17 protein-coding genes are annotated in these 20,619 nt (G+C 71.5%); 10 read left to right on the top strand and 7 right to left on the bottom strand.

Features of this window, described 5'->3' with window-relative positions; genetic code table 11:
* Positions 1-97: 97 nt before the first annotated feature.
* The 3 genes from G6045_RS16920 to G6045_RS16910 all read right to left on the bottom strand — a co-directional run bounded on the left by G6045_RS16920 (position 98) and on the right by G6045_RS16910 (position 3,622).
* On the bottom strand, positions 98-1,156 hold the full coding sequence (locus G6045_RS16920; protein WP_165332792.1) for a BMP family lipoprotein: 1,059 nt from the start codon (positions 1,154-1,156) through the stop codon (positions 98-100).
* 214 nt (positions 1,157-1,370) lie between these two features.
* A complete protein-coding gene (locus tag G6045_RS16915; protein WP_165332791.1) occupies positions 1,371-2,465 on the bottom strand; it encodes a BMP family lipoprotein in 1,095 nt (364 codons plus the stop codon).
* 233 nt (positions 2,466-2,698) lie between these two features.
* Complete coding sequence (locus tag G6045_RS16910; RefSeq protein ID WP_235967968.1) at positions 2,699-3,622, bottom strand: iron-sulfur protein; 924 nt, start codon at positions 3,620-3,622, stop codon at positions 2,699-2,701.
* Positions 3,623-3,826: 204 nt separating this feature from the next.
* Between G6045_RS16910 and G6045_RS16905 the strand changes: the two genes are divergently transcribed.
* The 9 genes from G6045_RS16905 to G6045_RS16865 all read left to right on the top strand — a co-directional run bounded on the left by G6045_RS16905 (position 3,827) and on the right by G6045_RS16865 (position 15,210).
* Complete coding sequence (locus tag G6045_RS16905; RefSeq protein ID WP_328707806.1) at positions 3,827-4,795, top strand: FecCD family ABC transporter permease; 969 nt, start codon at positions 3,827-3,829, stop codon at positions 4,793-4,795.
* Positions 4,792-5,847 carry a FecCD family ABC transporter permease gene (locus G6045_RS16900; protein WP_165332790.1) on the top strand — a complete coding sequence of 352 codons (1,056 nt, stop codon included), beginning with the start codon at positions 4,792-4,794 and terminating at the stop codon, positions 5,845-5,847. Before G6045_RS16905 ends, G6045_RS16900 begins: the two co-directional genes overlap by 4 nt.
* Complete coding sequence (locus G6045_RS16895) at positions 5,844-6,758, top strand: ABC transporter ATP-binding protein (protein WP_235967965.1); 915 nt, start codon at positions 5,844-5,846, stop codon at positions 6,756-6,758. The genes G6045_RS16900 and G6045_RS16895 overlap by 4 nt, the downstream gene beginning before the upstream one ends.
* A 71-nt stretch (positions 6,759-6,829) precedes the next feature.
* Positions 6,830-7,849 carry an ABC transporter substrate-binding protein gene (locus G6045_RS16890; RefSeq protein WP_165332789.1) on the top strand — a complete coding sequence of 340 codons (1,020 nt, stop codon included), beginning with the start codon at positions 6,830-6,832 and terminating at the stop codon, positions 7,847-7,849.
* 98 nt (positions 7,850-7,947) lie between these two features.
* A complete protein-coding gene (locus G6045_RS16885) occupies positions 7,948-9,156 on the top strand; it encodes an ATP-grasp domain-containing protein (RefSeq protein WP_165332788.1) in 1,209 nt (402 codons plus the stop codon).
* A gap of 53 nt (positions 9,157-9,209) precedes the next feature.
* A complete protein-coding gene (locus G6045_RS16880; RefSeq protein ID WP_165332787.1) occupies positions 9,210-11,006 on the top strand; it encodes an IucA/IucC family siderophore biosynthesis protein in 1,797 nt (598 codons plus the stop codon).
* A gap of 6 nt (positions 11,007-11,012) precedes the next feature.
* Positions 11,013-12,251 carry an MFS transporter gene (locus G6045_RS16875; protein ID WP_165332786.1) on the top strand — a complete coding sequence of 413 codons (1,239 nt, stop codon included), beginning with the start codon at positions 11,013-11,015 and terminating at the stop codon, positions 12,249-12,251.
* Positions 12,251-13,999, top strand: a complete 1,749-nt coding sequence (locus G6045_RS16870; protein ID WP_165332785.1) for an IucA/IucC family protein — start codon at positions 12,251-12,253, stop codon at positions 13,997-13,999. Before G6045_RS16875 ends, G6045_RS16870 begins: the two co-directional genes overlap by 1 nt.
* Positions 13,996-15,210 carry a type III PLP-dependent enzyme gene (locus G6045_RS16865; protein WP_165332784.1) on the top strand — a complete coding sequence of 405 codons (1,215 nt, stop codon included), beginning with the start codon at positions 13,996-13,998 and terminating at the stop codon, positions 15,208-15,210. The genes G6045_RS16870 and G6045_RS16865 overlap by 4 nt, the downstream gene beginning before the upstream one ends.
* A 92-nt stretch (positions 15,211-15,302) precedes the next feature.
* Here the strand turns inward: G6045_RS16865 and G6045_RS16860 are convergent, their stop codons facing one another.
* Positions 15,303-16,547 carry an amidohydrolase gene (locus G6045_RS16860; RefSeq protein WP_165332783.1) on the bottom strand — a complete coding sequence of 415 codons (1,245 nt, stop codon included), beginning with the start codon at positions 16,545-16,547 and terminating at the stop codon, positions 15,303-15,305.
* A gap of 277 nt (positions 16,548-16,824) precedes the next feature.
* Here G6045_RS16860 and G6045_RS16855 point away from each other — a divergent pair, with 277 nt between their 5' ends.
* Complete coding sequence (locus G6045_RS16855) at positions 16,825-17,766, top strand: SGNH/GDSL hydrolase family protein (protein WP_165332782.1); 942 nt, start codon at positions 16,825-16,827, stop codon at positions 17,764-17,766.
* On the opposite strand, the gene G6045_RS16850 is transcribed toward G6045_RS16855, so the two are convergent.
* The 3 genes from G6045_RS16850 to G6045_RS16840 form a co-directional block, all read right to left on the bottom strand.
* Positions 17,763-18,392, bottom strand: coding sequence for a hypothetical protein (locus tag G6045_RS16850; protein ID WP_165332781.1), 630 nt, complete (start codon positions 18,390-18,392; stop codon positions 17,763-17,765). The genes G6045_RS16855 and G6045_RS16850 overlap by 4 nt on opposite strands.
* 145 nt (positions 18,393-18,537) lie before the next feature.
* Positions 18,538-19,623, bottom strand: a complete 1,086-nt coding sequence (locus tag G6045_RS16845) for a hypothetical protein (protein ID WP_165332780.1) — start codon at positions 19,621-19,623, stop codon at positions 18,538-18,540.
* Positions 19,624-19,646: 23 nt separating this feature from the next.
* Positions 19,647-20,573 carry an N-acetylneuraminate synthase family protein gene (locus G6045_RS16840; protein WP_165332779.1) on the bottom strand — a complete coding sequence of 309 codons (927 nt, stop codon included), beginning with the start codon at positions 20,571-20,573 and terminating at the stop codon, positions 19,647-19,649.
* Between the last annotated feature and the right edge of the window lie 46 nt (positions 20,574-20,619).

The following is a 20,619-nucleotide window of genomic DNA, read 5'->3' as shown; positions in this document are numbered from 1 at the left end:
GCCTTCGGCGCGGACTGGAACGGGGTACGGAGAGATGATGCTCGCCGTACCCCGTTCCCGTCCCGTGTCACGACAGTGAACGTCGTGACTTCAGGTATTACGGGGTGGTCTTGACCTTGATGGAGCCGTCCTTGATGCCCTCTTCGGCCTTGTTGACGGCCTCCTGCACCTCGGTCATCTTCATGAAGTCGGGGTTGGAGTCGGCCAGAGCGACACCACCGGACTTCAGGTCGGCGCGGATGACGCCCGTCTCGGGCTTGCCGTCCTGGACCGACTTGGCGAGGTTGAAGACCGCGTCGGAGACACCCTTGGTGACCGAGGTCAGGATGTAGTCCTTGTACTTGGCCAGAGCCTTCTGGCTGTACTGGTCCGAGTCGACACCGATCGCCCACTTCTTGGCTTCGGCGGCGGCCTCGATGGAGCCCTGACCGGCCAGGCCCGCGGCGTGGTAGACCACGTCGGCGCCACCGTCGATCATGCCCTTGGCGGCTTCCTTGCCGAGGTCCGGCTTGGAGAAGCCGTCGAAGTTGGGCGGCTGGGTCAGGTACTGCGAGCGGACCTTGACCGACGGGTCGGTGTCCTTGACGCCCTGCTCGTAGCCGGCCTGGAACTTCTTGATCAGCGGGGTCTCGACACCGCCGACGAAGCCGACGGTCTTCGACTTGGTCGCCTTGGCGGCGGCCACACCCGCGAGGTAGGAGCCCTGCTCCTCGGAGAAGACGAGGTCCGCGACGTTCTTCGCCTGGACGGTCTCGTCGTCGACGATGCCGAAGGTGGTGTCCGGGTACTTCGCGGCCACCTCCTTGACGGCCGGCGCGTACGCGAAGCCGACACCGATGACCGGGTTGTAACCCTGCTTGGCCAGCGAGGTGAGGCGCTGGATCTTGTCGGCGTCCGACTCGCCGTCCGAGGGCTCGACGTCCTCGCCGCCGATCTTCAGCTCCTTCATCGCGCGCTCCATGCCCGCGTAAGCAGCGTCGTTGAAGGACTGGTCGCCCTTGCCGCCGATGTCGTAGGCGATGGCGACGCCCTTGCTCTTGGAGTCGTCCGAGGACGAAGAGCCGGAGTCGGTGGACTTGCCGCCACAGGCGGCAAGGGAGACGGCGAGCGCGGTGGCAGCAGCGCCTGCAACCGCGAATCGGGACACCCGGTGCATGGGTCGTACTCCTTAGTGCAAGCGCCAGTGAGTGGCGCAGGTTTCGCCGCAGCGTAACGCGCGTAGACAAAAGTTAAAACCGCTTGGGAACACCTGTTATCCGCTGGTGACTGGACTCACAGCTTGTGGCTTTTGTCCCATGCACCAAAGCAATGCGCCGGACCAGCGGAAACGGCCGGTCCGGCGCAGTGGGTCATGCTCGGGTGACGAAGAGTTACGGCGTGGACTTCACCGTGATGGTCCCGTCCTCGATGGCCTTCTTGGCCTTGGCGACGGCGTCGACGACGTCCGTCATCTCCTTGAACGCGGGGTTGGAGTCGGACAGGCCCACGCCGCCGGCCTTGAGGTCGAAGCGCTGCTCACCGCTGAGCGGCTTGCCCTCGATGACGGACTTGGTGAGGGAGTAGACCGCCCCGCCGACGTCCTTGGTCATCGAGGTGAGGATGTAGGCCTTGTACTTGTCCAGGGCCTTCTGGTTGTACTGGTCGGAGTCGACACCGATCGCCCACTTCTTCTCCGCGGCGACGGCCTCGATCGAGCCCTGACCGGCCAGGCCCGCGGCGTGGTAGATCACGTCGGCGCCGGCGTCGAGCTGGCCCTTCGCCGCTTCCCGGCCGAGGTCCGGCTTGGAGAAGCCGTCGAAGTTGGGCGGCTGCGTGAGGTACTGGGTCTTGACCTTCACCGACTTGTCGGTGTCCTGGACGCCCTGGACGAAGCCCGCCTCGAACTTCTTGATCAGCGGGATCTCCACACCGCCGATGAAGCCGACGGTCTTGGTCTTGGTCGCCTTGGCGGCCGCGACACCCGCGAGATACGAACCCTGCTCCTCGGAGAAGGCGAGGCCCGCGACGTTGGGCTCCTTGACGGTGGTGTCGTCGATGACCGCGAAGGTGGTCTTCGGGAACTTCTTGCTCACTTCGCCGACGGCCTTGGCGTAGACGAAGCCGACGCCGATCACCGGGTTGTAGCCCTGCTTCGCGAGCGCGGTGAGGCGCTGCACCTTGTCGGCGTCCGACTCGCCGTCGGACGGCTCGACGTCGACGCCGCCGATCTTGAACTCGGCCTTGGCCTTCTCGTACCCGGCGTACGCGGCGTCGTTGAACGACTGGTCGCCCTGGCCGCCGATGTCGTACGCGAGGCCGATGCCCTTGCCCTTGTAGGAGGAGCTGCCCCCCTTGTCGCCGCCCTTGGTCTCTTCCGGCGTGTTGCTCTCGGTACTCGTCTTGCCGCACGCACTCGCCGCGAGGGCCAGGGCGGAGACCGCCACAGCCACCCTGGAGAGCCTCGATATCCGCCGCTTCTGCCGCATTGGAAGCATCCCCTTCATCCCAACGACCCCCACGATCCCCAACGCGCCCCTGCGGACGCCGATTTCAGCGCGCAGTGACGCTGGTTTCGGCGCACAGTAACGCGCGTAGAAATGCAGGGGAACGGGGTTTCGCCGGGACGTTATCGAAACGTGGCGAGGGCGCGTGCGGGTGAGTCGACGGGGTGCCGGGGGCGTTACGCGCAGGTGACGCCGGGAACGGGAACCAGTGGATCTCATTCCGCTTCGCGTTCCAGCTCAAGGCGGCGCAGCCGCTCGGCATCGCAGACGCGGGGGCACGTGCCGCAGGCCTGCGGCGGCTGCGCGGTGGAGTCGGGCGAGGTGCGGATGGCGTAGTAGAGGCAGCATCCGGCGCGGGTGCGGGTCAGGTGCGAGTGCCCCGAACTCCCTTGCAGCCGACGGAAGTCGGCACCTGCGGGGAACGGTGGGATGCCGGTGGGCAGGAGTGCTCCGGCGGCCCGTACGGAACGCTCCTCCTGTCCGAGCATCCGGCCCAGGTACCAGATGCCGGAGACCAGATCGTCGCCCGCCATGCCCCACAGGGCGCGCGGCCCGCGGCGCACGGCGGGGGCCGCGACGGCGAGCAGCGGGCGTACGTGGTCGGCGAAAGCGGAGCGCAACTCGGCGCGCAGCGCCTCCTCGTGCGCGACGACCCGTACGCCCCGCATCCCCGCCGCGCGGTCGTCGGGCAGGCAGGTGAACCCGCCGGGCGCGAGGGCGAGTTCGGCGGTCACCGGGTCGATACGGACGTCGCGCGGGCGGATCCGCGGTACGCGGCGGGCCAGGTACCAGGGGCCGCTCATGAGCAGCCCGACGCTCCACAGGTAGTGGTGCATGAGGCGGGACGCGGCGACCTCGCGTCGTGGCGCGGGGCCGAACTCGGCCTGGATACGGGCGGCTTCACCGTCGATGACGGTGTCGAGGAGGCCGGGGTCGGCGGCCAGGGCGGCCGCGTCGAGGAGGCCGGGGCGGGCGGCGAGGGCCGCCGCGTCGACTGCCGGAGGGGTCCCGCCGGCGGGACGGACCAGCTCGACGCGCAGTGACGCGCAGGTGCGGAGCAGGAGTTGATACGTCTCCGTCAGCAACGAGGCGCCGTTTTCGGCCGAAACAGCCGGCAGTGTGGCCGATCTCGCCTTCAACAGCACTCCCCTCATCGACATCGCCATAAGGCGAGGCTTACCTTAGCCACAGTCGTGGCGATCTCGGTGCACGGGCGCGACCCCGAGCCCTCGGCCGCCTCACGGCAAGTTGACAGACTTAGGTATGCCTAACCTAAAGTCCTCCGCGTGTCCAAGACCGCACGGGGTGTCACCATCGGCGCCCCCTCCGCATCCGCCCAGCGGATACCTCTCCTCCTCGTCGGGGTGGCCCTGTTGGCGCTGTGCGCCGCGCTGAGCCTTGCCCTCGGGGCCAGGGCGGTGCCGCTGTCCACGGTGTTCGGGGCCCTGTTCGGCGACGCGCACGGCAAGGACGCCCTCGTGGTGACCGGGCTGCGGCTGCCCCGTACGGTCGTCGGCCTCGCGGTCGGTGCCGCGCTCGGCGTGGCGGGAGCCGTTGCCCAGGGCATCACGCGCAATCCGCTGGCCGCGCCGACCACCCTCGGCATCAACGCCGGTGCCGGATTCGCGGTGGTTGTCGCCATTTACGCGCTCGGGCTCAACCAGCCCGTCCAATATGTGTGGTTCGCGTTCGCGGGGGCCGGGGGCGCGATGTTCTTCGCGCTGCTGCTCGCCCGCAGGTCCGGTGACATCGAGCCGGTGCGGCTCGCCCTCGGCGGTACGGTCCTCCAGCTCGTGCTGCTCTCCTGGACCTCCGCCGTGATGCTGGCGAGCGAACGCACGCTGGACGAGGCCCGGTTCTGGCTGGCCGGCTCCCTGTCCGAGCGCCCCCTCGACGTGCTCTACCCGGTCCTGCCGACGCTGGCGCTCGGGCTCCTGGTCGCGCTCGCGGTCACCCCGGCGCTCAACGCACTTGCCCTCGGCGACGATTCGGCCCAGGCGCTCGGCGTCCCGGTGGCCCGTATCCGGCTCGCCGGCGCCGTCGCGGTCGTGCTGCTCGCCGGTTCCGCGGTGGCCGTCGCCGGTCCCATCGGCTTCATCGGTCTGGCCGCACCCCATCTCGTACGGCCGTTCCTGGGCGGTGACCACCGGCTGCTCGTGCCCGGGTGCCTGATCGCGGGACCGCTGCTGCTGCTCGCCGCCGATGTGCTCGGCCGGGTCGTCATCCGACCCTCGGAGCTCGAAGTGGGCATCGTCAGCGCCTTCCTGGGCGCGCCGCTGCTCGCCGTACTCGCGCGGAGGGTGGCCCGATGACCGGCCTCGTCGAAGCCCCGGTGGCTGCGCGGCCCTCGAGCGCTCCCGCCCGGATCCGCCGCCGTGTGCTGCTGCTCGGCGCCCTCGCCGCCGCCGCGCTTGTGGCCCTGTCCGTCACCGCGCTCACCCTGGGCCAGATGCCGATGGCGGCGTCCGTCGCGGTGCGCGCCCTGTTCGGACTCGGCGACCAGGGCGATGTGTTCGTGGTGCAGGAGTTCCGGGCGCCGCGGATCGCGGCCGCGCTGATCGCCGGCGCGGGGCTCGGCGTGGCGGGGTCGCTGCTCCAGCGGCTCTTCCGCAATCCCCTCGCGTCTCCGGATGTCATGGGCATTACGGGCGGTGCGTCCTTCGGCTCGGTGGTGCTGCTCGCCACCGGGGCCTCGGCCTCGTTCATCCCGCTCGGCGCGCTCGGCGGTGGACTGCTCGCCGCGCTGCTGCTCGGTGTGTTCGCCTGGCGCTCGGGCCTGACGGTCACCCGCCTCGTGCTCGTGGGCCTCGCCGTCCAGGCGGGTCTCGCCGCGGCCGTGAACCTGATGGTCGTGCGCTTCCCGGCCGAGCTCGCCGGGGCGGCCCTGCAGTGGACGACCGGTTCGCTGTACGGGCGCACCTGGACCGAGGTGGGCGCCGCGGCCGTGGCCGGCGCCGTGGCCCTGGCCGCCGCGTTCGTCCTGCACCGGCGGCTCGCGGTGCTCGACCTCGGGGACGAGTCGGCGGGCGCGCTCGGCATCAACGTATCGGCGGCGCGCCTCCAACTGCTCATCACCGCCATCGCGTTGGCGTCCCTGGCCGCCGCGCTCACCGGCCCGGTCGCCTTCGTCGCACTCGCCGTACCGCATCTGGTGCGCTTCGTGGCCGGCCCGCCCACGGCCGCGACCACCGCACTGTCCTGCCTGGTCGGAGCCGTACTGCTGCTCTCGTCCGACCTGGTGGTGCAGCACCTGCTGCCGGTCGAGGGGCTGCCCGTCGGCGTGGTCACGGCGACGCTCGGCGCTCCCTGGCTCCTCGTACTGATGATCCGTCAGAGCAGGCCCGTCCACAGGAGCTCCGTATGACGTCCGAGCAGCTGGCCTCCGAAAAGGGCGCCTCCGAGCCGGTGGCACGTAAGAGCGCGGTTCCGGCGCCTTCCGCGCCCGCCGACGCCACCCCGGAAGGGGCGCGGCGCAATGAGCTCTCCACCCGTGGCCTCGATCTGCGCTACGGCGACCGTGTGATCGTCGGCGGTCTCGACCTGGTGCTGCCCGGGGACGCGGTCACCGCGATCGTCGGGCCCAACGCCTGTGGAAAGTCCACCTTGTTGCGCGGCCTGACCCGGCTGCTCGCCCCCGCCGACGGCACCGTGGCGCTGGACGGCACGGACATCCACCGGATGCCGGCCCGCGCGCTCGCCCGCCGGATGGGGCTGCTTCCGCAGCAGCCGGTGACGCCCGAGGCGATCACCGTGGAGGCGCTCGTGCGGCTCGGGCGCTATCCGCATCAGCGACTCCTGAGCCCCTGGTCGTCCGCCGACCAGGCGGCGGTGGACGCGGCACTGGAGCGCACCGGCACCGCCGTGCTGCGCGACCAGCCCGTGGACCAGCTGTCCGGCGGTCAGCGGCAGCGCGCGTGGATCGCCCTGGCGCTGGCCCAGGACACGGATCTGCTGCTGCTCGACGAGCCCACCACCTTCCTCGATCTGCGCCATCAGCTCGATGTCCTCGATCTGGTGGCCGAGTTGCACGCCCAGGCGGGCCGCACCGTCGTGATGGTGCTGCACGACCTCGGGCAGGCCGCCCGTTACGCGGACCACCTGGTGGTCCTCAAGGACGGGCGGCTCGCGGCGGCCGGACCGCCGGCCGACGTGCTCGACGCGGAACTCGTCAAGTCGGTCTTCGACGTGGACTGCCGGGTGATCCCCGACCCGGAGTCCGGCACCCCGCTCGTCATCCCCAAGCACCGTCCGACCGGACGGCGCACGCCTGCCTGAACGGGCCGAAGTCCCCCTCCCCGTACGGCTGGAAATCCTCAGTCACCGCTCACAACAGGAAGAAAACCCTCATGTCCACCAGAACCACCCCGCGCGGCCTGCGCCGCCTCGGCACCGCGCTCGCCGCCCTCGCGATCGGCGCCACCGCGCTCACCGGCTGCGGCGGCGAGAAGGCCGGCGACGGCAAGAAGACGGAGAACGCCGGTGCGGCGTCCGAGGCCTTCCCGCGGACCGTCAAGCACGCCATGGGCGAGACCGAGATCCCCGCGCAGCCCAAGAACGTGGTCGTCCTCGACACCGGCGAGCTGGACTCGGTGACGATGCTCGGCATCAAGCCGGTCGGCGCCGTCTCCCCGCACTTCAAGACCGCGGGCGGCTTCCCCGAGTACCTCGGCGACAAGGTGCAGGGCGCCAAGGACGTCGGTCCGCTGCTCGAGCCGAACCTGGAGCTGATCGCCTCCCTCAAGCCCGACCTGATCCTGTCCTCGAAGGTCCGCCACGAGAAGGTCTACGACAAGCTCAAGGGCATCGCCCCGACCGTGTTCACGGAGACCACCGGCGGCCCCTGGAAGGAGAACCTGAAGGTCCACGCGGAGGCGCTCGGCCTGGAGAAGCAGGCAGGCGACGCCCTGAAGGCGTACGAGGGACGTGCGAAGGCCCTGGGTGAGGCCATCAAGGAGAAGTACGACGGGAAGATGCCGTCCGCTTCGGTGGTCCGCTTCGTGGCAGGCCCGACCCGGCTCTACCAGAAGTCCTCGTACAGCGGTGTGGTCCTCGACGACATCGGCCTCGAGCGCCCCAAGTCGCAGTCCTCGACCGACCCCGAGGTCACGATGCTCGACGTCAGCCCCGAGCAGATCGACAAGGCCGAGGCCGACCTGGTCTTCGTGACGCTGGCCGACGAGCCCTCCAAGACCAAGCAGAAGGACGTCACGTCCAACCCGGTCTGGAAGTCCCTCGGGGCCGTCAAGAACGACAAGGTCTTCACCGTCCCGGACGAGACCTGGATGTCCGGCATCGGCGTCCAGGCCGCCGAGCACATGCTCGCGGACGTCGCGAAGGCCGCGGGCGTCGAGCTGCCGAAGGCGTAACGCCGCCGCTCCGCCCCCTCCGGGCCGGGCCGCACTCCCCCATGGCGGCCCGGCCCACCCCCCTCACGCTCACCCCACACGTGGAAGGGGTTCAGCCCATGCGGCTGTACCTGCTCGCTCTCGTCCCCACCGACTCGGTCACCGAGGGCTTTCTGCCCGCCGCCGCGAGGCTCGGGCTCGATGTCACCCTGCTGACCGACCGTCCGGAGCTGCACCAACGCGCCTACCAGGACCTTGAGTTCGCCTCCCGCGTGGAGGTCCTGGAGTGCGACGTACGCGACTTCCGTGCCGTGATCACGCGTATCGGCACGCACCACCGGCCCGACGCGGTCTTCACCAACAGCGACCATCTGCAGACCCAGGCCGCCCTGGCCGCCGACTACTTCGGACTGCCGGGCAAGGACTGGCGGGCCGCACTGCGCGCCAAGGACAAGGCGGCGATGCGCCGCCACCTCGCCGCCTCCGGTGCGGACACGGTCTGGTCGGCCGAGCTGCCCGCGGAAGCGGATCCGGCCGGTCTCGCCTCGCTCGATGTTCCGTACCCGTGCGTGGTCAAGCCGCGCGAGGGGGTGGCCAGCGAGGATGTCGTGCTCGTCGACGGGCCCGCCGAACTCGCCCTGCGCTGCAAGGAGATACAGGGCCGGCGGCCCGGGGCCGCGCTCGTGGTCGAGGAGTATCTGCCCGGCGAGCTGTACACCCTGGAGACCCTCGGGGACGGCACGCGCCGCCATGTACTCGGCGGCTTCCACACCGGGGTGTCCGCGCCTCCGGTGTTCATCGAGGAGCGCCTCACGTTCGTGCCCTCGCATCCCGCGCCGGTCGTCGAGCAGGTGCTCGCTCAACTCGACGCCCTGGGCGTCGGTTTCGGCGTCTGTCACACCGAGTTCGTGGTGCACGAGGGCCGCGCGCGGATCATCGAGGTCAACTACCGGGCCATCGGCGACCAGTGCGATCTGCTGCTCGCCCAGCTCCTGGACCTCCCGCTCTTCGAGCACATCCTCCGTACGCATCTGGGCGAGCCGCTGCCCGCGGATCTCGGTGCGCGTGGTGACGGCCGGGCGCGGCTCGAGTACCCGTACGCCTCCGAGGCCGGCACGCTCACCGCCGCGCCCGAGGCGCAGGACCTGGACGTCGACGGCGTTCGGATGACGTACCGGCCGCTGCGTGCGGTCGGCGAGCGGCATGCGCTGTACGGCACCAACCGGGACTATCTGGGGGTGCTGCGGGCCATCGGTACCGATCAGGGCGCGGTGGACCGGGTGGTGGCGGAGTTCCTGGCCCGGCAGCGGTGGGTGATCACGCCGTGAGGGCTGCTGCTGCCGTAGCGGGGGCGGCTGTTGTGGGTCCGCGCGGGGTGGGGATGGACGGTGGCGTGGCTCCATCCGAGGTCGAGGTCGCGTCCGACGTCTCCTCCGAGCTGACGCTGCGCGTGCTGAGTGCGCTGCTGCGTGAGGACGTGGTGGGGCTGCGGACACGCAGCACGGTGGTGCGGCGCGCGGACGGCCCGTGGCTGCGGCTGTCTTCCGCCGACGGGCACGGTGCGCTGTCGCCTTCCGCCGACGGGCACGACGCGCTGCTGCTGCCCGTCGTCGAGGACGGCTTCCAGAGTGAGTACGGGGCCCGACTCCCGTATCTGCTGCGGGAATCCGATGGCGCCCGGCTCTCGGACACGGACCGCATCCTGGCCGCGCTGAAGCCCCTCGCCGACCCCGAGGACCGCGGTGGATTCGACGCCTTCACCGAGGAGTGCCGGCAGACCCTCGCCACCATGCGGCTGCACGCGCACGGCCACGCCGCCGTCCTGCGCGGTCTGACCGCCCGGCACGGCGCCGACCCCGCCCGCTGGACGGGCCTCGGCGCCGGACTCGCGTACGACACGCTCGCGGCCCATCTCGACCACCCCGTGTACCCGACCGCCCGTGGGCGCTCGGGCCTGGACGACAGCCAACTGCGCGCCTACGCCCCCGAGTTCCACCCGCGCTTCGCCCTGCGCTGGCTCGCCCTGCCCAAGGACGCGCTCACGTCGAGCGGCGAGCTGCCCGGCTTCTGGCCCTCCCCCGCCGACCTCGGCCTGCCCGCGCTCACCCAGTCCCATCTGGCCCTCCCGGTGCACCCGCTCACCTTGGGCGCACCACTGCGTGACGCTTTGCGCGCCACAGGCCTCGACGCACACGCCGTACTCGCCGAGAAGCCGTACGCGGACGTCGTCCCGACCCTGTCCATGCGCACCGTCGCCCTCGCCGACGACCCCGCCCAGCACCTCAAACTGCCGCTGGCCACCGCGACCTTGGGGCTGCGCAACCGGCGCACCATCAAGCCGGGAACCCTCGTGGACGGCGCCGCGGGCCAGCGTCTGATCGAGACCGTCCTGGCCCGTGAGCCCCGCTTCCGGGGTGTGATCCTGCACGCCGACGAGAGCCGTTACGTCCATGCCGGGCACGAACTGCTCGCCGTGCTGCTGCGGTCCTGCCCGGCCGGACTCGACGACGCCGTGGTGCTGCCGATGGCGGCGCTCCTGAGCCGCGCACCCGGCGGCCGGCTCCTGATCGACCCGCTCGCGGAGCGCTTCTACGGCGGCGACCCGACCGCTCTTGTCGACGCCTGTCTCACGCTGCTCTTCGACTGGGGGACCACGCTCTTCGCGTACGGCATCGCGCTCGAGTCGCACCAGCAGAACATCTCGCTCGTCCTGGACGAGCACGAGGGACGCACCCGGCTGCGGCTTCTCTTCAAGGACAACGACGGGCCGCGCATCAACCGCCTTCGGCTGCGCTCGACGCTCGGTCAAGACGCCGTGGACGAGAGCGAGTTCGACGACGCGCGGACCTTCGGCGACACCGACGACGCCGTGACCGCCCTGTTCACGACGATCACGGTGCACCTGTGCGCCGGCGCCTACGCCTTCGGTCTCGCCCGGCACGGCCGCGCCCCGCTCGACGGGCTGCTCGCCCTGGTGCGCGCCCGCCTCGCGCAGGCCGTCGCACGGATGGACGCCGGATCCGGCGCCGTACTGCGCAAGCACGTACTCGACGCCGAGCGGCTGCCGGTCAAGGCCATGGTCACTGCGGGCAGCCTGCTCAGCAAGGAACGCTCGGGCGCCGCCGACATCAACAAGCACTACACCACCGGCCCCAACTACCTGCTGCGCGGAGTGTGAGCGCCGATGAGTGCGACCGCTGAAGGGGTACGGACGACGGGCGGCGCGGAGGGGCGGCCGACGGCCTTGGGGCGCCGGCAGGTGCACGCCGTGGCCGGCTGCTACTTCGTGGCGTCGTTCGCCGCGCTCGGCCTGCCTCCGTATCTCACGGAAATCCTCCCGGAGTTGGGCGACGAGACCGCCCGCTGGGCCGGTCTGCTGTACGTCGTGCCCACGGTGTTCGGTGCGCTGGGCGCACCGCTGTGGGGCCGGCTCGCGGACCGGTTCGGCCGCAAGCGGCTGCTGCTCCGGGCCCAACTGGGTCTGGCTGTGGCGTTTCTGCTCGCCGGCTGGGCCGAGTCCCTCGCCGCGTTCACCGCGGCACTGGTGCTCCAGGGCATCCTCGGCGGCACGTTCGCGGCGTCCAACGGCTATCTGGCGGCCGCCCTCGAAGGCCCCGGTCTGTCCAAGGCGCTCACCTTGATGCAGGGCAGCGCACGGGCCGCCCTCGTCGCCGCGCCGATCGTGGTCGGTGCGCTGTCGCCCTGGATCTCGCCGCACCGCCAGTACGCGCTGCTCGCCGTGCTGCCGCTCGCGGCGGCGGTGATGCTGTGTCTGCTGCCCGAGCCGGGCGGCACGCCGGCGGCCCTCGCGTCCGAGGCCGTCGTACCGCTTGCCGAGGCGAAGCCTCTGCGGGCCTTGTTCGTCTACGAGTTCACCTTCGTGTTCTCGACCGTGATCTCCTTCCCGTATCTGATCGCGCTCGTGGAGGACCGAATACCCGGCGTCTCGCCGGCCGTCTCCGGAGTGCTCTTCGCCCTGCCGCACCTGTGCTACCTGCTCTGCGCGATGCAGGTGCACGACCGCTTCGTGGGACGTCCCCGGCTCGGCATCGCGCTCGGCTTCGGCTGTATCGCGCTCGGTCTGGCCGGCCATCCGCTCGCCGGTTCGCTCGCCGCCTTCACCGCCGTACGGCTGCTGCTCGGCATCGGGCTCACGCTCGGCCTGGTCTGTCTGTCCGTGCTCGCCGCCGACTGCGCCAAGGGCCGTTCGCCCGGCGGGATGTTCGGCTCGCTCGAATTCGTCTCCAAGGGCGGCGCCGTCGCCGCAGGACTGGCCGCCGCCGCGGGCAACAGCCTGCTCGGACCCGCCGCCCCCGTGCTGACCGGCACCGCCGTCGCCCTGGGCACGGCCGGCGCCATCGCGCTGCCCGCCCTGTTCCGCCGCTCTCCCCGCATCCGCGTCCGCATCCGCTGGAGCCCCTGATGTCGCTGCCCACGGGCACCGTCCCCGCCCCGCCGTCGACCCCGCGTGAACTGCCCTCCGCCGACTGGGCCGTGGCCCACACCCTCCTCAACTGTCTGCTGCGCGAAGTCTCCGCGCCCGAGCACCAGACCGCGGTCTGCGACGGCCATCTGCTGCTGCGCCTGCCCCGCGCCGGCGTGCTGCTGCGGGTCGCGCTGCGCCGCACCTCGCTGCTCGGCGCGCACCGCTACACCGGCCCGGTTTACGTCCAGGAGAACGGCCGTTGGGGCGAGGCGGACTGGCGCAGCCTGGCCGAGTACACGCAGGCCGAGCTGTCGCTGCGGACGGGGGTGCGCAACGAGGAGTTCCTGGAGCAGGTGGCGTCCAGTCATCAGGGGGTACGGTCCGCGCTCGCCGTCCACGGTTCCCGCCCCGGCGCCGAGGGCCAGGGGGCGTATCTCGCCTCCGAACAGTCCCTGCTCTTCGGCCACCGCTTCCACCCCACGCCCAAGGCCCGCAGCGGCGACGCCGCCTCCTGGGCCGCGTACGCCCCCGAGGCCGGGGCCTCCTTCCCGCTGCGGCTCTTCGCCGTCCGGGAGCACCTCGTCGCCGAGGAACTGGCCCGGCCCGACGCGGCCGCCGCGCTCGACCGGCTGCACCCGGACGTACCCGAGGGCTACCGGCTGCTGCCCGCGCACCCCTGGCAGCTCTCCCTGCTCCAGGACCACCCGGGCCTGCGCGCGGCCCTGGCGCGCGGCGACCTCCTCGACCTCGGGCCGAGCGCGCGGCCCTTCGCGGCCACGGCCTCGGTGCGCACGCTCTACGACGGCGATACGTTCCTGAAGTTCAGCCTGAACGTGCGGATCACCAACTGCCTGCGCAAGAACGCCAGTTACGAGCTGTCCGGCGCCGTGGCCCTGACCCGTTTCCTGGACGGGGCGCTGGCCGATCTGGCCGCCCGCTTCCCGGGCAGCGCGATGCTCCGCGAACCCGCGTACCGCAGCCTGGCGCTGCCCGGCGCCGACGGCACGCCCGACGTGGCGCTCCTGGAGGGCTTCGGCGTGATCGTCCGCGAGGGTCTTTCGCGCCGTCTGCTGCCCGGCACCACACCCCTCCTGGCGGGCGCGGTCGCCGACGAGTACCCGACCGGACCCGGGCATCTCTCGCACCTCCTCGGCGACGCGGGTCCGCAGCGGGCCCTTGCCTGGTGGCGGGCGTATCTGAAGCTGCTCGTGCCGCCCGTGCTCGCCGCGTATTTCGACCACGGCCTCGTCCTCGAACCCCACCTCCAGAACGTCCTCGTCTGCGTCGGCGACGACGGCATGCCCGCCCAGGTCCTCTTCCGCGACCTGGAGGGCACCAAGCTGCTGCCCGAGCACCACGCCGACACCCTGGCGGGGCTGCCGCCCGAGGTCGCGGGCCCGATGTCGTACGACGCCCAACGCGGCTGGGACCGGGTGGTGTACTGCCTGCTCGTCAACCACGTCAGCGAGATGCTGGCCGCGCTCGCCGATCTGCACCCGTCGCTCGAGCCCGCGCTGTGGGCCGCGGTCCGCGCCGTCCTCGAGGACCACGCCGACGCGTACGGCTGCCCGCCGCGTCTGGCCGCGCTGCTCGCGGGCGTACCGCTGCCGGCGAAGGCCAATCTGCTGACGCGGTGGGAGCGCAAGGCGGACCGGGCGGCGGGCTATGTGCGGCTGCCGTCGCCGCTCGCCGAGTCCGTCCTGTCCGGCGCGTCCGTCTCCTTCGACCCCTGGAGCGCCCGATGACCGCCCCTACGCCTTCCGTCCGCGAACGGATCGATTCACTCCCCTCGTCCGAACTCCCGGCGTATATCTACGACTTGGAATCCCTCAGCGCTCACGCACAGGCCGTGCGAGCCGCGCTCCCCGAGCAGGTCGAGCTCTACTACGCGGCGAAGGCCAACCCGGAGCCGGAGATCCTGGCCGCGCTCGGCCCGTACGTGGACGGCTACGAGGTCTCCTCGGGCGGCGAGCTGACCCATGTGGCGAAGGCGGCCCCCGGGCGCGCGCTCGCCTTCGGGGGACCCGGCAAGACCCCGGCCGAGATCACGACGGCGCTCGAACTCGGGGTGCGGCGCTTCCACGTGGAGAGCGAGCACGAGCTCCACCTGCTGGCCGCGCTGGCTCGGCGGGTCGCTCCGGGCCTACGGCCGGGCGTGCTCCTGCGCTTCAACCTCTCGCTACCCGACGGCTCCCTGGAGACCAGCGCGCTCGCGATGGGCGGCCACCCGACCCCGTTCGGCCTCGACCCGTCGCAGGCCGACCCGCTCGTGCGCCTCCTGACCGACGGGACGTACCCGCAGCTGGAACTCCTGGGCGTCCACGCCCACTTGGCCAGCGGTCTCGGCGCCCCCGCGCTGCTCGCCCTGTCCGAGTCGGTCGTCTCGTGGTCGCTCGCCCTGGCGGGCCGGCACGGCATCCGCCTCCCGGAGGTCAACGTGGGCGGCGGCATGAACGTGGACTACGCCGACCCTTCCTCTCGCTTCGACTGGACGACGTACGGTCAAGGCCTTACCGAACTACTCGTCCAGCATCCGGACTTGACGCTGCGTATCGAGCCGGGTCGCGCCCTGACCGCGTACTGCGGCTGGTACGCGACGGAGGTCCTGGATGTGAAGCGGAGCCACGGTGAGGAGTTCGCCGTGGTGCGCGGCGGCACCCACCACATCCGCACCCCCGCCACCAAGGGCCACAACCAGCCCTGCACGGTCCTCGCCTCGGACGCCCCCTGGCCCCACCCGTGGCCGCGCCCGCGCGCCCATGGGGACCGCGTCACCTTCGCCGGCCAGCTCTGCACCCCGAAGGACGTCCTGTCCCGCGCCGTCCCGGCCACCGGCCTGCGCGCAGCCGACCGCGTGGCCTTCGCCCTGGCGGGAGCCTACGCATGGAACATCTCCCACCACGACTTCCTGATGCACCCGAACCCAACATTCCACTTCCTGGGCGCGGGCCGCTGACCGCAACGGTGAAAGGGGGACCAAACGTCCTGACCGATGCCCGTATTGGGGCTTTCCGCCTGAACGATTGGTCCCCCGGCCACCACCACGTACTACGGGCGTCCGCCGTCCAGGAGTGCGGCTGCCGTGAAGAGTTCGACGCCGACTGCGATCGCGGACTCGTCCGCGTCGAAGTCGCCCTGGTGGAGGTCGCACGAGGTGCGTTCGCCGGGGGTGCGGACGCCTAGGCGGGCCATCGCGCCCGGGACGTGCTCCAGGTACCAGGAGAAGTCCTCGCCGCCCAGGCTCTGTTCGGTGTCCTCGACCGAGAGGGCGCCGCGGCGGGCCACCATCGCGTCGCGCAACAGGTCGGTGATCACCGGGTCGTTGACGACCGGGGGGACGCCGCGGATGTAGTTGATGGCCGATTTCGCCCGGTGGAGGTCGGCCACTTCCTGGACCGCGGCGTGCACGAGGTCGGGCGCCGTGCGCCAGGCGTCGAGGTCCAGGCAGCGGATGGTGCCGGAGAGCTCGGCGTGCTGGGGGATCACGTTGGGGGCGTGGCCGGCTTCGATACGGCCCCAGGTGACGGCCAGACCCGCCCGGGCGTCGACCCTGCGCCCCACCAGGGCCGGGACGTCGATGGCGACCCGGGCCGCGGCGGTGACCAGGTCCGTGGTCAGGTGCGGACGGGCCGTGTGGCCGCCGGCGCCGTCGAGGGCGACCTCGAGGCGGTCGCAGGCCGAGGTGATGGCGCCGTGGCGCAGACCGATCCGGCCGGCGTCCACCTTCGGGTCGCAGTGCACCGCGATGATCTTGCCCACGCCGTCCAGGACGCCGGAGGCGATGGCGTCGGCCGCGCCGCCGGGCAGCACCTCTTCGGCCGGCTGGAACAGCAGCCGTACGGGCCTGGGCAGTTGACCCGCGGCCGCCAGCTCGGCGAGGACCAGGCCCGCGCCCAGGACGGCCGTGGTGTGGACGTCATGGCCGCAGGCGTGCGCGCGGTCGGGGACCGTGGAGCGGTAGGGCGCCTCGGTCTTGGTGTCCGGGATGGGGAGCGCGTCGATGTCCGCGCGGATCGCGAGCATGGGGCGCAGGCCGTCCCATGTGCCGATGTCGCATACGAGGCCGGTGCCCGTGTCGAGCACACGGGGTGAAAGGCCCGCCGCCTCGAGGCGCTTCTTGAGCGCGGCCGTGGTCCGGAACTCCTGATTGCCGAGCTCCGGGTGCATGTGCATATCGCGCCGGAAGGCGATGAGCTCGGCGCGCAGCCTCTCGGGGAGCACGCCGGGCAGGGCATCCCCGACTGCGGGCTCGCCCTCCGGGCTGTCGGTCGTACGGGACATCAGTTGGTTCACCCTCGCAAGCGTAAGGCGATGCAGGGGCCAACTAAGCCTCGATCAACAAAACTTCAGCCAGATTGGGGTAAGAAAATCGGGGCTGTCGTGCATAGCTGCACCGTACCGGGGGTATGAAATTTCGCTTTGAATCGTTCGCATCGGCTTCCCCGGGCGAGTCCCGGCCAAACCCGCACCGTCGCACGCTGCCGGATCCATTGACAGGGCGGGGTCCCGCCCCGACGCTACCGACCAGTCAGTATTGGAATGCAGTGGCGTACGTGAAGCGGAGGCAGGCGTGGGGGAACAGGCGTACACGGCGGCACGGGGCGGCAGATCGCGACGGGGGGCGCTCGGCGCACTGGCGGCGGGCGGGGCGGCGGCCCTCGTCGTCGCGGCGACGGCCGCTCCCGCGCAGGCCGGGCCGGGCGGGCACGGGGGTCACGGCGGGCAGCACCGCGGCGAGCGCTATGTCGCGCTCGGCGACTCGTACACCTCGGGTCCCGGCATCCCGGACCAGGTCGACGCGAACTGCGCGCGCTCCAACCGCAATTACCCGTCCGTGGCGGCCTGGAAGATCCGGCCCGCCTCGTTCAAGGACGTGAGCTGCGGCGGGGCGACCACCGAGCACATGTGGCAGCAGCAGGGCACGAACCCGCCGCAGCTGGACGCGCTCGACAAGCGGACCACGCTCGTGACGGTCGGCATCGGCGGCAACGACATCGGCTTCGGCGAGATCGTCGGTACGTGTACGCGGCTCAGCTTCACGGACCCGTACGGCAGTCCGTGCACCAAGCAGTACACGGCCGGCGGCACCGACCAGCTGGCCGCGCGGATCGCGAACACCGCGCCGAAGATCGAGAAGGTCATCGACGCGATCCACGACCGCGCCCCGCGGGCCCGCGTCTACGTCGTCGGCTATCCGGTGATCGTCGCGGACAGCGGCAAGGGCTGCTGGCCGTACGTGCAGCAGGCCGAGGGCGACGTCCCGTACCTGCGGGACACCGGCAAGCGCCTGAACGCCATGCTGCGCGACGTCGCCCGCGACAACCGCGCGCGCTTCGTGGACACGTACACCCCGACGATCGGCCACGACGTCTGCCAGGCCCCGGAGACCCGCTGGGTCGAGCCATTGCAGCCGACCAGCCCGGCGGCCCCCTTCCACCCGAACGCAAAGGGCGAGGCGGCCATGGCATGGGCCCTCCTGCGGGAGATCGACCGACGGGGGCACGGGCACTAAGGGGACGGTTCACCGTCATCGGGTGGCCACCACTGAGTCGGCCGGCCGCGGTCCACGTCGGCCGCCCAGTGGCGGACATACGGGTCGGCGTGCGCTCGGGCGATCCCGAGCGCACGGTCGAGTCGGGGCTGCAGATGCGGTGGGCACGCTATGCGCTGGAGTGGGAGTTCGCCCACGAGCCTGCGGTGTATCCGCAGATCCGTCGTCGTGGCGAAGAGGTCGAATGCCGACTCCAGCCAGGCCGTCGCGATGTCACGCGTCTCGTCGATCGCCGGATCCCGTACGCCGCCGGGTCCGTAAGCCGGGGAGCGTTCCGCCCTCGGTGTGACCCACGCGGAGTACCAGGCACGCATCGCGCCCAGGCGCTCCGCGTCCGTGCCGTCGCGCAGATACGCGAGCAGTGCCGCACAGACCCGGCGGCGGCCGAAGGAGTACACGGCGGGCTCGACGAACCAGCGGCAGAAGCTGGGGTCGGGGTCGTGGACGGACGCGGCCATCAGCGGAGCGAAGAACTCCTCGGGGAGCGTGGGGCGTTCGAGCAGCGGCTTACGGGCCGCGGCGGCGAGTGCGCGCGCCCGCCCCGGCCCCGGCGGGGGCGCCGACCTTCCCCACCTCGACTGTTCCAACGCCGACGACTCCTCCAGCCCAAGCAGTCGCACCACTTCCCTCGCACACGAGAGGAAGGACGGTGCTTCGGCGCACGGTTCCCCGTCATCGGCCATGGCGGCATTCTGACCTCACCACGCAGCGGCGTACAGCGTCCGCCCGCCCCTACGCCACCCGCACCGACTGCAGCCGATGCACACCCCGCGCCGTCCCCGTGACCCCCGAGAGGAAGCCCTCGGCTCGTGGGGATGCGTTGGCCGTGAGCCAGGAGCGGTCGATGTCGCAGACCGCGACCTCGACGCCCGTGCCCGCGAGGGCGAGCGGCAGGGTGTGGACGACTGTGGAGGGGAAGCTGAGGATGCGGTGGCCGATGGGGCCTCTGCGGGCGATGAGTTCCAGGGGGAGGTCCGGGCGGACGATCTCCAGGCCGGTCTCCACGGCGAGGCGGTGGAGCTTGGGGGTGGATTCGCGGCGGTGGGCGAAGTAGCGGGTCGCGCCGTGGGTCTTGGCCAGCGTGCGGACCGCTTCCAGGTAGTGGTCGGGGTCCACGACGCCCGTCTCCACGAGGGAAGTGCCCACCAGGTCCGCGCCCTTGGTGATGCGGGGCGGGCCGAAGCGGGTGCGGGTCCAGGTGAAGTCGTTCTCCGTGACGGAGACACCCTCCGGGGCGTTCACCGGCATCGAGGAGAAGACCGAGACCGTACGCGTGGGGCGCGGCGTGAGCCGGCGGCGCGCGGCCGCCGAGAACGGGGCGAACACGAGATCGCGCGGACCGGGCCGGCCGCCGCGCCGGTGCCAGCGCACCAGGCGTTCCCCGCCCGCGAGTTGGGCGATGAACTCCATCGTGGCGGTGCCGTCGTCGACGACCACGATGTCGCGGGCCCGGCTCAGCGTCAGGAGCAGCTGCACGTAGCGGCTGAACGGGTCGCCGATCACCACGCGCGCCGCCCTGCGCAGCAGCCGGCTGAGTCCGCCGATCGTGTGCAGGGGCGCGAGCGCCCCCTCACGGGCCTCCTCCCAGCGGACGGTATGGCCCTCCCCGCGGGCGAGTTCGGCCATCCGGCGCAGCTGGCCGCGGGTCATCGGGTCCGTCGGGGACAGGACGACGATCGTCGCCGTCCCGCCGCCGGCCCCGTGCGCCCACTCCAGGACGTTGAGCAGTTGCACGGGGCTCTCGACGAAAGCCAGCGTCGGGGCCGCCGCCCCCGCCGACGAGGCAGCGGGTGCGGCGGGCCCGTGTGCGGACGTCATGACGTCACCCTCGAAAGGGGCCGTCAGACCGCGACCGGCTCGCGGTCACCGGCGTCGGCGACGACGCCCTGGACGCGGCGCAGCTTCTTCATCGGGCCGAGCTCCGACTCGTACACCTTCTTGACGCCGTCACCGAGCGAGGCCTCGATGGTGCGGATGTCGCGCACCAGGCGGGTCAGGCCCTGCGGCTCGACGGAGGCGGCCTGGTCGGAGCCCCACATGGCGCGGTCGAGGGTGATGTGGCGCTCCACGAAAGTGGCGCCGAGGGCGACCGCGGCGAGCGTGGTCTGCAGGCCGGTCTCGTGGCCGGAGTAGCCGATCGGCACGTTCGGGTACTCGGCCTGCAGCGTGTTGATCACGCGCAGGTTGAGCTCCTCGGCCTTCGCCGGGTACGTCGAAGTGGCGTGGCACAGAAGGATGTTGTCGGAGCCGAGGACCTCGACCGCGTGGCGGATCTGGCGCGGGGTCGACATGCCCGTGGAGAGGATGATCGTGCGGCCGGTCGCGCGCAGGGCGCGAAGGAGCTCGTCGTCGGTCAGGGAGGCGGAGGCCACCTTGTGGGCGGGCAGGTCGAACTTCTCCAGGAAGGCGACGGCCTCGGTGTCCCACGGGGAGGCGAACCAGTCGATGCCGCGCTTCTTGCAGTGCTCGTCGATGGCGCGGTACGCGGTCTCGTCGAACTCCACGCGGTGGCGGTAGTCGATGTAGGTCATCCGGCCCCAGGGGGTGTCGCGCTCGATGTCCCACTGGTCGCGCGGGGTGCAGATCTCCGGGGTGCGCTTCTGGAACTTCACCGCGTCGCAGCCCGCGTCGGCGGCCGCGTCGATCAGGGCGAAGGCGTTCTCGAGGTCGCCGTTGTGGTTGATGCCGATCTCGCCGGTGACATAGACGGGGCGGCCGGGGCCCGCGGTCTTCTTGCCGAGGGTGCGCAGGCGGGAGGTGGAGGTCATGGCAGGTGGTTCCTAACTGAGGTACGGGAACTGGGGGTTCAGGGGG

The organism is Streptomyces mesophilus, from assembly GCF_011044995.1.
Classification (GTDB): domain Bacteria; phylum Actinomycetota; class Actinomycetes; order Streptomycetales; family Streptomycetaceae; genus Streptomyces; species Streptomyces mesophilus.
Note: the sequence above shows the minus strand (reverse complement) of the source record. Positions and strands in the feature narration are given on the sequence as shown.